The following is an 11,955-nucleotide window of genomic DNA, read 5'->3' as shown; positions in this document are numbered from 1 at the left end:
GGCACACCGCTTTCGCAGCCTTCGGCAGCTCCAACAGAAGAGCCCGCTAATCAGCCCTTGAACTGCGCATGCAGCTCAACCAGCGCAGGCGATGCCGGAGTGATGTTGTGGCGTTTCTCAGCCTCGATCAGAAAACCGCTGCGGTGCCAGTCTTTGACGATGCTGTCGAGCCTGGCCTGGGTATCGGTTTCGCCCTGACGCGTCCAGATCACCGAGGGTGCAGGGTTCAGCTCCGGAGCAATGGCACGGTAGCCCTTCCATTCCGGGTTATTCGCCAGTAGCGGATTGATCAGCGTTGAGTCGTGTACGGCAGCCACGCAGTTGTTACCGCGTAGCGCCAGCAGGGATTCGGAAGAGCTTTTGAATGCCTTGAGCTCGGCACCAAACTCAGTCAGCGGTTTGACGTAGCTGCTGCCCTGGGAGGTGCACACCGGCTGGCCTTTGAGGTCTTGCCAGGTGTTGATCTTGCTGTCCTTCAAGACCGCCGCAGTGCCGCCGACGCGATAGAAAGGTGTGGGTACCGACCCCAGAATCTGGCTGCGTTCAGCGGTCCACTCCATGTTGGCAATCAACAGATCCACCTTGCCCTGCTGCAGGAATTGCACGCGGTTGGCGGGCAGTACCGGCACCAGTTCAACTTCAGCGCCAAGACGGCGGCCGATGTCTTCTGCCAGGTCAACGTTCAAGCCTTTCGGCTTTTGATTGGCAGGATCGATAGAGCCGAACGGCCCACCAGAGAGCAGCACACCGACCACCAGCTTGTGCCGGGCTTCAATTTTGTCCAGCGTTGCATCGGCCTGCGCCATACCGGTCACCGCAAGCGAAACCAAAGCGCCCAACATGACAGGCAGAAAACGTGATGCAGGCGTGCGTGTGTCAGGCATAGTCATTCCCGGTTCATTCCCTGGCTGATGGTCGGCGTCCCCCGACCTGATGTGGGGCATCCTAGGTAGCGCCAGCGATTAACGGAAATTCAAATATCAAATATGGTTATAACTTTCTGTATTCCCGCTTTAGACACAAACGCTATAAGCTCGTAAAACAGGGCTTTCGCCGAAATCTCTTAAAACACTCATCGCGATTACATAAAAGTCCGTAATGTATTGCGCTATCTGATTGATATGACCGAGCCGTATTCACATGTTGAACACTCCTCCCAGTACGACCCTCGATCTGGAACTGCTGCGTACGTTCATTGCGGTGGTCGACCACCACAGTTTTGCCGAAGCGGGCGCACAACTGGCACGTACCCAGTCTTCGGTGACCCAGCACATGCAGCGTCTGGAGCAGCAAGTGGGTGTCAGCCTGTTCCAGAAGCAGGGCCGCCAGAAACAGCTCACCGAGCCAGGTCGCCAGTTGCTGCGCCATGCCAGGCAAATGCTGTCACTCAATGACGAAGCGCTTAACTCCCTGCGCGAAGACAGCCTGAGTGGCGTGCTACGCATTGGCTCGCCTCATGACATCGCTGACACCATCCTGCCGCCAATCCTCAGCCACATCGCCCGCTCGGCACCGCGCCTGCGCCTGGAAATCGACGTAGGCCGCAGCCCGTTCCTGATGGACGATCTGCATCGCGGCAAAGTAGACATGGTAATTTCGACCCGCGAAGACCCGGACCTTGAAGGCTTTGCGCTGCGCACCTCTCCGGTGTGGTGGATCTGCTCCGCGCAGTACATCCACGTGCCCGGCGAACCCTTGCCGTTGATTCTGGTGGACGAACCGAGCATCTATCGGCGCTATGCACTGGAGGCTCTGGAACGCGCCAATGTTCCGTGGCGACAGGCGTACCTGGCGTCCAACCTGATCGGTATCAAAGCCGCCACCCGTGCCGGACTGGGTGTCACTGCGCGAAGCATGGAAATGCTCGGCCCGGACATGCGCGTACTGGGAGAAAACGACGGTTTGCCACGCCTGCCGGATGTGACTTACCACCTGTGGATCAGACCCAACACCGTCAACCCGCTCGCACGCAAGGCCTATGATCTGATTCGCGGGAGTCAGGGTATGTAGTTCAAGCGTCTTGTATGAGCTGCCCCGGGTCATTGGTGCTGCGCTGTCTTGCTTCGAACATCGGACCTGTAGGAGCTGCCGAAGGCTGCGATGCGGTTTGTGAGATACAACGCTTCGCAGCCTTCGGCAGCTCCTACAGAGTTTGATCCGCAAGCGAAATCATTCTCCCGACCACAGGACATTGCATCCCACGAGCCAACCCTATACTGTACATACAAACAGTACCGGAGTTTCCCATGCAGCTCATCGACAAGCTCAGCATCCTCGCTGACGCTGCCAAGTACGACGCTTCGTGCGCCAGCAGCGGCGCGCCCAAGCGCAGTTCGGAGGGCAAGACCGGGCTGGGATCAAGCAACGGCATGGGTATTTGCCACAGCTACACGCCAGACGGACGCTGCGTCTCGTTGCTCAAGATTCTGCTGACCAATTTCTGCCTGTATGACTGCCAATACTGCGTCAATCGTCGCTCCAGCGACGTACCTCGTGCCCGCTTCAGCCCGGAAGAAGTGGTTACCCTGACCCTGGACTTCTACCGGCGTAATTGCGTCAGCGGGCTGTTCCTCAGCTCCGGCATCATTCGCTCGGCGGACTACACCATGGAGCAGTTGATCGAGGTGGCTCGACTGCTGCGGGAGGTCCACGAGTTTCGCGGCTATATCCATCTCAAGACCATACCGGACGCCGACCCGGCGCTGATCAAAATGGCGGGCCGCTATGCTGACCGGCTGAGCGTCAACATCGAACTGCCCACTGACGACGGCTTGAAAACCCTGGCACCGGAAAAAAACGTGGTCACGATCAAACAGGCCATGCAGACCATCCATACCGGGCAACAGACTGTTCTCAACGAACCCCGCGCACCACGCTTCGTACCTGCCGGGCAAAGCACACAAATGATCGTCGGTGCCGACGAGACCGATGACAGCACCATCCTCAGCAGTGCCGAGTCGCTCTATGGTAACTACGGCCTGCGCCGGGTCTACTACTCAGCGTTCAGCCCGATCCCCAACAGCCCGAAAAGTGTGCCACTGGCGGCACCGCCACTGATGCGTGAACATCGCTTGTATCAAGCCGACTTCCTGTTGCGCGGGTACGGCTTCAAGGTCAACGAACTGTTTCAGGGGCCGGGCCATCTGGCGCTCGATATCGACCCGAAACTGGCCTGGGCGCTGAACAATCGCAGCTTGTTCCCACTGGACCTGAACCGTGCCGACGCGTCGCTGATTGCACGCATTCCCGGTATTGGTATTCGCACGACCAAGCGCCTGATGGAGCTGCGTCGACAGCGGCGAATCCGTTACGAAGACTTGACCCGCATGCGCTGCGTATTGGCCAAGGCCAAGCCATTCATCGTCACGTGCGACTACCATCCGTCGCAGGCAGAAAGCAGCAGTGAGTCGCTGCACATGCTCCTGCGTGATCGTCCGGCACCTCAGCAAATGGGACTGTGGGGATGATTTGCCTGGAGTGTGATGATCTGTTCGACAACTGGCGCCAGCAGGCACGCTGGCTGCTCAGCCATGAAGTCGATCCAAGCCAGGTCAGCTGGACGTCCAGCGAAGCCAGCGACCTGTTCGGCTCAGATCACAGTTATCCCGAACAACAGGGGCCCTTTCAGGCGCGCATCCCGCTGGCACTGCTGGAGCTGCTGGAAAACGCAGCGCAGTATCGCGGAGACCAGCGCTGGAGCCTGCTGTACGAAGTGTTGTGGCGCGTCAGCCATGGCGATCGTACCGCCATGCTTGCCGGTGACAAGCTGGGCAGCGAGTTACACAGAAGGATCAAGCAAGTCAGCCGCGAAGCTCATCACCTGCATGCGTTTCTGCGCTTTGTCGCACTGCCTGCTGCGGACTTGCCGGAATCCGTCGCTCAGCCTCACTACGTCGCGTGGCACGAACCCGCCCACGACATTCTTTTGAGCGCCAGCCAGCACTTCATCGGCCGTATGGGCCAGCATCGCTGGATGATTGCAACGCCCAGGGACGGCGTGTACTACGACGGCCAACAGTTGACTCACCAGCGGGTCTGCCCTGCTGAGTGGCAACAACTGGCGCGCAATGCCGATGATCCCGGTGGCGAGCTGTGGCTGACCTATTACAGCCATATATTCAACCCTGCGCGCCTGAACCCGAAAGTTATGCAGGGTCACTTACCGAGCCGTTTCTGGAAGAACCTGCCTGAAGGCCCGCTGATCCCGGCATTGATCAGCGAAGCCAGGACCGGCAAGCAGCGCGACGGTCAGGCCAGCCAAGTGGCGACCAGACCCGGTAAACGTATTGCACGAGGCCCCGGCAACACCGCGCAGTGAGGCCCCCATCGGTCACACGCCAGGATCAAACCCCTCACACCCCGGAGGCTTCTGTTAACCTGCGTCATCACTCATTGCATAACTGACCTATTTACACCGAGGCTCAGCATCAGGACATCTCAAATGGAAGGCATGGGCCCCAGACTCAAAGCGGAAAGAAAGCGACTGGGTCTTTCCCAGCGCGACCTGGGTGTCATTGGCGGGGTTGAAGCCAATGCTCAGGGGCTTTACGAAAGAGGCAACCGGTTTCCAAATGCTGAATACCTGAGGGCTGTCGCCAAGTCAGGCGTCGACGTCCTGTATGTGATCACTGGCTCCCGGGAGTTGCTGGCCATTGATTCCATAACCGCAGCTGAAACCAAAGTACTGAGCGAACTGGATGGTTTGCCACCCGACGTTCAGGAAGATATCAAACGCCTGATCAGTACCTTGTCTGACACAGATGAGCACTCAGGCAAACCCTGAGCCGTTGCGGCCTTGCCTGTAGCATCTGGCTTGTCTGACTGAATTGACTACCCGCCAGACATCCCCTGTTCGCCTCATAATAGCGGGCACACATTCAAATCTTCGACTACCTTGCAGTGCTGAAAACCTGCCGGGCCGTCGATCCGCTTACACGGCCTCTTACCGAATTACACCGGAGGCCTCATGACCGCTCTACTCGGACACAACTTCATCAACGGCAAGCGCAGCGCAGCAGGCTCGGTAAGCTTGCAGAGCCTGGATGCAACGACCGGCGAAGCACTGCCACTATCTTTCATAGAAGCAACCCGCGATGAGGTCGACGCTGCCGCGCTCGCCGCCGCCGGTGCTTACCATGCCTACCGCACCACAAGCGCGCTGCAAAGGGCGAGTTTTCTCGACGCCATCGCCGACGAACTTGACTCACTGGGCGACGAATTCATCTCCATGGTTTGCCGTGAAACAGCCCTGCCCCCCGGCCGTATCCAGGGTGAACGGGCGCGCACCAGCGGCCAGATGCGTTTGTTTGCACAGTTGCTGCGCCGAGGCGACTTCTACGGTGCGCGTATTGACCGGGCCTTGCCGGATCGTCAACCACTGCCCCGGCCGGACCTGCGCCAATACCATATTGGCCTAGGCCCCGTTGCAGTGTTCGGCGCCAGTAACTTCCCGCTGGCGTTTTCCACCGCTGGGGGCGATACCGCAGCCGCACTGGCCGCCGGTTGCCCAGTGGTATTCAAAGCCCATCCGGGGCACATGGCGACGGCTGAATGGGCCGCACTGGCAATTATTCGCGGCGCAGAAAAGACCGGAATGCCTGCAGGCGTCTTCAACATGATCTATGGCGGCACCGTCGGTGCATGGCTGGTGCAACACCCGGCGATCAAGGCTGTCGGCTTTACCGGTTCACTGGGCGGTGGCCGCGCCTTGTGCGACATGGCCGCAGCACGCCCGGAACCCATCCCGGTGTTTGCCGAGATGTCGAGCATCAACCCGATACTGGTGCTGCCGCAAGCACTTGAAGTGCGTGCCGAAAAAATTGCTGCGGAACTGGCCGCCTCCGTCGTTCAGGGCGGCGGGCAATTTTGCACCAAGCCGGGTTTGGTGATCGGCATCCGCTCGCCGCAGTTCAGCCATTTCCTGGACAAGCTCGGCCATCTGCTCAACGCCCATGCGCCGCATACCCTGCTCAACGCCGGTGGTTTGTGCAACTTCGCCGACGGCTTGGGCAGACTGGCCAGCCATCCAGGCATGCACCATCGCGCCGGACAGGTCCAACAAGGCAACCAGGCCTACCCGCAATTGTATGAAGCGGACGTGGCATTGCTGCTTGATGGCGATACCTCGCTGCAACATGAAGTCTTCGGGCCGATGCTGGTTGCCGTCACGGTTGAAGACGCCGAACAACTGCAAAAAGCCGTGCTCAGTCTGCAAGGCCAGTTGACCGCGACGTTAATTGCCGAGCCGGCAGATTTCGAAGCGTTCGCGGATCTGGTGCCGCTGATGGAACACAAGGCTGGGCGGCTGTTGATCAATGGCTATCCAACCGGTGTAGAAGTTAGCGACGCGATGGTCCATGGCGGCCCGTATCCGGCAACATCCGACTCCCGCGGGACATCGGTCGGCACCTTGTCCATCAACCGCTTCCTGCGCCCGATCTGCTTCCAGAATTACCCCGACTCGTTACTGCCCGACGCATTGAAAAACGGTAACCCGTTAGGGCTGATGCGACTGGTGGATGGGGTTGGGACACGGGAAGCGCTGGATTTATGAAGCGCCAGTCCTTCCTTGTAGCGCCCATCGTATTGATTCCTGGCTGACACACAGCCCTCGGGCTGAAATGCATGTTCTTTGGGAAATCGTCCGAGGTCCCTGATGCCGCGCAGTTGCGCAGCAGCCACGGGACCTGTTGGAGCGTGGCTTGTCCGCGATCGCGCCGACTCGGCGCGTCAAACGCCACCGCGTTATCGTTCTTCGCGGGCAAGCCACGCTCCAACAGACATTCTCGTCCCAGCACATCATCTATAGCCCGATAAGAGCACCCTCCCAGCAGCGCTGCGTCCGGACGACGGGGCGCTCCCACCGGTTCGTGAACTGCGCCTCACTCCAACTGCACGCAGCCCTCGATGCAGGTCACTACATCACCGCCGATCCATATGTCATCACCCAGACGTTGCACGTGGACCCTGCCCTGCCTGCCCATTACCGTGCCCTGGCTCACGACATAACTATCCGCCGCCAAACCGTCATTCAATACCCATTGGGCGATACCCGCGTTGAGGCTGCCGGTTACCGGATCCTCCGGCATACCGTCTCCGGCGATAAAAGCCCTGACCTCGAACTGCGCGTCTTCGCCATCGGACAGTGGATCCCAAGGCGCGAAGACGCCAATGGCCAGCCCGGCCAACTGCGCATAATCGGGCTGCAGCGCCAGTACGCTGGCCCGATCGGCAAGCCTCAGCGCCAACCAGCCAGCGCCGTTATCGACCCAGCGAGCCTCCAGAATCGCGCTGCCCGCCAAGCCCAGGCCCGAGCGGATCCGCTCCAGTAAAGCGGCGTCTACAGGTTCCGAGCGCAACAGCGCTGGTGCCGTGAACGCCAATTGCCCGTGCTGACGCCGAATGCGCACCAACCCGATGCCACACTCCTGAATGATTTCCTCACCCTTGGGCTGCCCGCCACTTTCGAGCCAGGCATGACAGCTACCCAACGTCGGATGGCCAGCAAATGGCAGCTCGTCCAGAGTGGTGAAGATTCGCAACCGATAATCTGCCTCCGGGTGCTGCGGGCTCAGCACGAAAGTTGTTTCGCTGAGGTTGGTCCAGTGGGCGAACGCCGCCATCGTGTCATCACCGAGACCGTCAGCATCGAGCACCACCGCCAGCGGGTTGCCTTTCAGGGCCTGACGGCTGAAAACATCAACCTGCTTGAACGGATAACGACTCATCACTGCCTGCTCTGAAAATAGATGGGCAGCGAGATTCTCATTTCAGACCGACAAAGGCAAAACCGTAGAACTGTTGCACAACAATCGCCAGCAACTGTAGCGCAGCCTCCTGAGTGCGATCGGCTACCGTCGATTTACACCACTCAACGCTGGGAAGCGGCTCATGATCGACCTTCAAACACTGTCTTTATTCTGCGGCGCAGTCATGCTTTTGCTGATAACTCCCGGCCCGAACATGGCGTTTGTCATGAGCCACGGCTTTACCTATGGCTGGCGCGGCGGCCTTGCGGTTGCATTGGGGATCAGCGCCGCGGATGCCGTTCTGACGGTTCTCACCGCAACGGGCGTAACCGGCCTGGTCGCTGCATGGCCACCGTCTTTCGACATCATTCGCTATGTCGGAGCGGTCTACCTGTTGTGGATGGCCTGGAAAGCCCTGCAAGGCGGCAAGCTAGGCGAGAGCCACATCGATAATCAGGTTTCGCTGCGCACAGTATTCGTCAGGGCCATGCTCAACAGCTTGCTCAATCCCAAGGCGTTGCTGTTCTTCATTGTTTTCCTCCCACAATTCGTGACACCGTCCAAGGGCATGATCGCCGAGCAGTTGATCCTCCTCGGCCTGGTACTGACGGCAATAGCGTTCGTATTCCACGCGGCGCTGGGCGCATTCGGAGGTACCATCAAGCGCTGGTTCGCTGGTAAAAAGCGCTTGGGCAGACTGCAGCCAAGGCTGCTTGCCAGCGTACTGGCGCTGATGGCGGTGCGTTTGATGGTCATGTCCAGACCCTGAGAATTACTCGAAGGGCACCCATTCGCACGGGCCGGGTCATATACCACTCATGCCACGCGGAGACCGCATCATGCTGGACAGCCCATCAGTAGCCCCGGTCGAAGCGCTTCTTGCGATGATGTCGCACAAGCGTTTCGTGGTCCTGACCGGGGCAGGCATCAGTACCCCCTCAGGCATTCCCGACTACCGGGACACTGATGGCGTAAGGCGCGGCAAAGCGCCGATGATGTTCCAGGAGTTTCTGGGTTCCCCCGAGGCTCGTCGACGCTATTGGGCCAGGGCCATGCTGGGCTGGCCGCGGGTGCGGATCGCAGAGCCCAATGCGGCACATCGGGCTCTGGCAACATTGCAGTCCCGTCAGCACCTCAGCGGGTTGATCACGCAAAACGTTGACACTCTCCATGATCAGGCTGGCAGCAGTGACGTTATCGAGCTACATGGCAGCCTGCACCGCGTGCTGTGCCTGGACTGCGGCGAACGCTCAGACCGGGCAGCCATTCAGCAATTGATGGAACTGCAAAATCCTTATCTCGCAGGCGTTGACGCGGTTCAGGCACCGGATGGCGACACCCTGCTCGACCCGGCGTTCGAATCCCGCTTTCAGGTGCCTCATTGTCCTTATTGCGACGGCCAGCGCCTCAAGCCAGACGTGGTGTTTTTCGGTGAAAACGTCGCGCCCCAGACTGCCGCCAAAGCGCTTGCCACCGTGACCGAGGCTGACGGTTTGCTGGTGGTAGGCTCCTCGCTGATGGCCTACTCGGCGTTCCGTTTGTGCAAAACAATCAACGAGCAAGGCAAGCCGCTAATTGCCATCAACATCGGCAAGACCCGGGCAGATGAGCTGCTGGACCTGAAGATTGAGATGTCGTGTGAGGTGTTGTTGCCGGAGTTGGTCGAGCGGTTGATCGAACGCAGAGATACTTGATGCATGCAATCACCCGTGGAGATGCGATGTTCGCCTGCAGGCTTGATCTTTCAGGACTGGCCGGACAGACGCGGTGTCTGTGCTTCCACAAGAGATCGCATTCCACCGGCCAGATGGGGTGATAGCCTAAAACAACCCCAACTGCCCCCCAATCAAGGTACTGAAATCGTCATCCACAAACGGCAGGATTGCCTCGGCAATCGGCTGTAATTGCCGACTGACGTAGTGATCGTAGTCAATCGGCGCATGCCTTGTTTCGAGGGGCTCCGGCCCTGCGACCGTGATCACGTAGCTGATCCAGCCACCGTTCTGATACTGCCGCGGACGCCCCAGATTGGCGTTGTGCTCGTCCGCCAGCCGGGCGGCCCGAACATGGGGCGGCACATTACGCTCGTAGTCATCCAGTCGACGCCGCAGCCGCTTGCGATAAATCAGCAAGTCATCAAGTTCTCCGGCCAGGGTACGACGCACATACTCACGCACGTAATCCTGATAGGGCTGGCGATGAAAAATCCGCGAATACAGCGCCTGCTGGAACTCCCGAGCGAGTGGCGACCAGTCGGTACGCACGGTCTCCAGACCTTTATAGATCATTTCCTCTGAACCATCCGCGCGCCTGACCAACCCGGCGTAGCGCTTCTTGCTGCCCTCCTCCGCGCCGCGAATCGTGGGCATCAGGAAGCGTCGAAAATGAGTTTCAAACTGCAGTTCCAGCGCACTGGTCAATCCGTATTCCTGCTGCAGATGCTCACGCCACCAGTGGTTGACCTGCTGCACCAGTGAGCGACCGATCCGGGTTGCCTCTTCCTCGCCATGCAGGCTCTTGAGCCAGACGAAAGTCGAGTCGGTATCGCCGTAGATCACCGTGTAGCCCTGAGCTTCAATCAACTGCCGGGTGCGGCGCATGATCTCGTGGCCGCGCAAGGTAATCGACGATGCCAGTCGCGTATCGAAAAAACGACAACCACTTGAGCCAAGCACGCCGTAGAAGGCATTCATAATGATCTTCAACGCTTGGGAAAGCGGCTGGTTGTTCTCCCGCTTTGCGGTCTCACGACCTTGCCAGACCCGCTCCACAATCGCGGGCAGACAGTGCCGGGTACGGGAAAAGCGCCCACCCCGAAAGCCTGGCACCGAATGCTCATCCGAAGGGTTACGGATGCCCTCAACCAAACCTACCGGGTCGATCAGAAAAGTACGAATGATCGACGGATACAGGCTCTTGTAATCCAGCACCAGCACTGACTCATAAAGGCCTGGCTGCGAATCCATGACAAAGCCACCGGGGCTGGCCTCGGGCATGCGCTCGCCCAGATTGGGTGCTACGAACCCCTGGCGATGCATCAGCGGAATGTACAAATGACAGAACGCAGCAACCGAGCCACCACTGCGGTCGGCTGGCAAACCGGTGACGGTGGCGCGTTCCAGCAGAAACGTCAGCAGCTCGGTCTTGGCGAAGATCCGCGTCACCAGTTCGCAATCCTTGAGGTTGTAGCGTGCCAGTGCGGGCTTGTCCTCGGCGAACATGCGGTTGATTTCATCCATACGCTGGTAGGGCGTATCGATCGCCTTGCCTTCGCCCAGCAAGGTCTGCGCAACGTTTTCCAGGCTGAACGACGGAAAGCTCCAGGTTGCCGAGCGTAACGCTTCGATGCCGTCGATGATCAGACGCCCGCTGGCGTCGGCAAAAAAGTGATTATTACGCGCTCCATGCTCGCGCCAGCCCATCGCCTCCCCACCACGGCCCAAAAGCAAAGGCACTTGCAGGCGCTGGGCATGCTCGTGCAAAACCCGCAGATCGAACTGCACGACGTTCCAGCCGATGATCGCATCCGGATCATGACGCGCCAGCCAATGATTCAGACGCTCCAGCAACTGCTTGCGGGTGTCACAGTACTCAAGGTCGAAATCGACTTCGCGGTCATCGCCGTTGGCCGGGCCCAGCATGTACACCTGGCGCTGACCGCAGCCTTCAAGCGCGATGGAATACAGCTCACCTTTTTCCGTGGTTTCGATATCCAGTGAAACCAGCCGCAGCTGTGGCCGGTAATGCTCTGCTGGCCTGATCTGTGCCTCGCAAAGCGTGCCGTTGCTGTCCGCGATGCCGCTGAACTGCACGGGCGCTGTGATGAAGCGCTCCATCAGATAACGTTCAGGCGGCCTGATATCGGCCTCGTAGACGTCCACGCCACCTTTGCGCAGGGCCTTTTCCAGGTTCATCAATTGCCGATGCTGCTGACAGTAAACGCCGAGCACCGGACGATGGCGGAAGTCGCACAGGCTCAATTCACGCAGTTCGACTCCGGTTTCATTGCGCAGCACCGCTTCGGCACGGGCGCGCTGCTCGGCAGGAATGAACGCCACGGAGGGTTGCACCGGCAAGCGAATGTGACGGGGACCCTCATCTGTCGCCAGCCAGAAGTCCACTTGCGTGCCTTCTGGCGTATCGCGCCAGTGTCGACTCAGGATAAAGCCCTGTTGCACCTCCACCACCGTCAAACCTCAAAAACCTT

The 11,955-nt window shown here is 59.3% G+C and carries 10 protein-coding genes; 7 read left to right on the top strand and 3 right to left on the bottom strand.

Features of this window, described 5'->3' with window-relative positions; translation table 11 throughout:
- Window positions 1–50 precede the first annotated feature (50 nt).
- A complete protein-coding gene (locus tag EE949_RS11115; RefSeq protein ID WP_122664478.1) occupies window positions 51–884 on the bottom strand; it encodes a transporter substrate-binding domain-containing protein in 834 nt (277 codons plus the stop codon).
- A 256-nt stretch (window positions 885–1,140) separates the two neighbouring features.
- On the opposite strand from EE949_RS11115, the gene EE949_RS11110 reads away from it, so the two are divergent.
- The 5 genes from EE949_RS11110 to EE949_RS11090 all read left to right on the top strand — a co-directional run bounded on the left by EE949_RS11110 (window position 1,141) and on the right by EE949_RS11090 (window position 6,553).
- Window positions 1,141–2,010, top strand: coding sequence for a LysR substrate-binding domain-containing protein (locus EE949_RS11110; RefSeq protein ID WP_122664322.1), 870 nt, complete (start codon window positions 1,141–1,143; stop codon window positions 2,008–2,010).
- Window positions 2,011–2,246: 236 nt separating this feature from the next.
- The gene (locus EE949_RS11105; RefSeq protein WP_122664321.1) at window positions 2,247–3,467 is read left to right on the top strand and encodes a putative DNA modification/repair radical SAM protein; all 1,221 of its coding nucleotides are present in this window, start codon (window positions 2,247–2,249) and stop codon (window positions 3,465–3,467) included.
- Complete coding sequence (locus tag EE949_RS11100; protein WP_122664320.1) at window positions 3,464–4,318, top strand: TIGR03915 family putative DNA repair protein; 855 nt, start codon at window positions 3,464–3,466, stop codon at window positions 4,316–4,318. The genes EE949_RS11105 and EE949_RS11100 overlap by 4 nt, the downstream gene beginning before the upstream one ends.
- A 123-nt stretch (window positions 4,319–4,441) precedes the next feature.
- Window positions 4,442–4,783: a helix-turn-helix domain-containing protein gene (locus EE949_RS11095; RefSeq protein ID WP_122664319.1), complete on the top strand. Its 342-nt coding sequence runs from the start codon at window positions 4,442–4,444 to the stop codon at window positions 4,781–4,783.
- A gap of 183 nt (window positions 4,784–4,966) precedes the next feature.
- Entirely contained in the window at window positions 4,967–6,553 is a 1,587-nt protein-coding gene (locus tag EE949_RS11090) for an aldehyde dehydrogenase (NADP(+)) (RefSeq protein WP_122664318.1), read from the top strand.
- A 328-nt stretch (window positions 6,554–6,881) separates the two neighbouring features.
- Here the strand turns inward: EE949_RS11090 and EE949_RS11085 are convergent, their stop codons facing one another.
- The gene (locus EE949_RS11085; protein WP_122664317.1) at window positions 6,882–7,727 is read right to left on the bottom strand and encodes a PhzF family phenazine biosynthesis protein; all 846 of its coding nucleotides are present in this window, start codon (window positions 7,725–7,727) and stop codon (window positions 6,882–6,884) included.
- Between the two features lie 163 nt (window positions 7,728–7,890).
- On the opposite strand from EE949_RS11085, the gene EE949_RS11080 reads away from it, so the two are divergent.
- Window positions 7,891–8,517 carry a LysE family translocator gene (locus EE949_RS11080; RefSeq protein ID WP_122664316.1) on the top strand — a complete coding sequence of 209 codons (627 nt, stop codon included), beginning with the start codon at window positions 7,891–7,893 and terminating at the stop codon, window positions 8,515–8,517.
- A 70-nt stretch (window positions 8,518–8,587) separates the two neighbouring features.
- Window positions 8,588–9,442, top strand: a complete 855-nt coding sequence (locus EE949_RS11075; RefSeq protein WP_122664315.1) for an NAD-dependent protein deacetylase — start codon at window positions 8,588–8,590, stop codon at window positions 9,440–9,442.
- Between the two features lie 126 nt (window positions 9,443–9,568).
- Here the strand turns inward: EE949_RS11075 and EE949_RS11070 are convergent, their stop codons facing one another.
- The gene (locus EE949_RS11070) at window positions 9,569–11,932 is read right to left on the bottom strand and encodes a DNA polymerase II (RefSeq protein ID WP_122664477.1); all 2,364 of its coding nucleotides are present in this window, start codon (window positions 11,930–11,932) and stop codon (window positions 9,569–9,571) included.
- Window positions 11,933–11,955: the final 23 nt, after the last annotated feature.

Origin of the sequence: Pseudomonas viridiflava (assembly GCF_900602065.1) — a bacterium.
Taxonomy (GTDB): Bacteria; Pseudomonadota; Gammaproteobacteria; order Pseudomonadales; family Pseudomonadaceae; genus Aquipseudomonas.
This window is presented reverse-complemented; position numbering and strand designations above follow the sequence as displayed.

What these genes read in the sequence shown, in the direction of transcription:
- EE949_RS11115 (WP_122664478.1), bottom strand. Translation starts at nt 884, where the DNA reads ATGCCTGACACACGCACGCCTGCATCACGTTTTCTGCCTGTCATGTTG.
- EE949_RS11110 (WP_122664322.1), top strand. Translation starts at nt 1,141, where the DNA reads ATGTTGAACACTCCTCCCAGTACGACCCTCGATCTGGAACTGCTGCGT.
- EE949_RS11105 (WP_122664321.1), top strand. Translation starts at nt 2,247, where the DNA reads ATGCAGCTCATCGACAAGCTCAGCATCCTCGCTGACGCTGCCAAGTAC.
- EE949_RS11100 (WP_122664320.1), top strand. Translation starts at nt 3,464, where the DNA reads ATGATTTGCCTGGAGTGTGATGATCTGTTCGACAACTGGCGCCAGCAG.
- EE949_RS11095 (WP_122664319.1), top strand. Translation starts at nt 4,442, where the DNA reads ATGGAAGGCATGGGCCCCAGACTCAAAGCGGAAAGAAAGCGACTGGGT.
- EE949_RS11090 (WP_122664318.1), top strand. Translation starts at nt 4,967, where the DNA reads ATGACCGCTCTACTCGGACACAACTTCATCAACGGCAAGCGCAGCGCA.
- EE949_RS11085 (WP_122664317.1), bottom strand. Translation starts at nt 7,727, where the DNA reads ATGAGTCGTTATCCGTTCAAGCAGGTTGATGTTTTCAGCCGTCAGGCC.
- EE949_RS11080 (WP_122664316.1), top strand. Translation starts at nt 7,891, where the DNA reads ATGATCGACCTTCAAACACTGTCTTTATTCTGCGGCGCAGTCATGCTT.
- EE949_RS11075 (WP_122664315.1), top strand. Translation starts at nt 8,588, where the DNA reads ATGCTGGACAGCCCATCAGTAGCCCCGGTCGAAGCGCTTCTTGCGATG.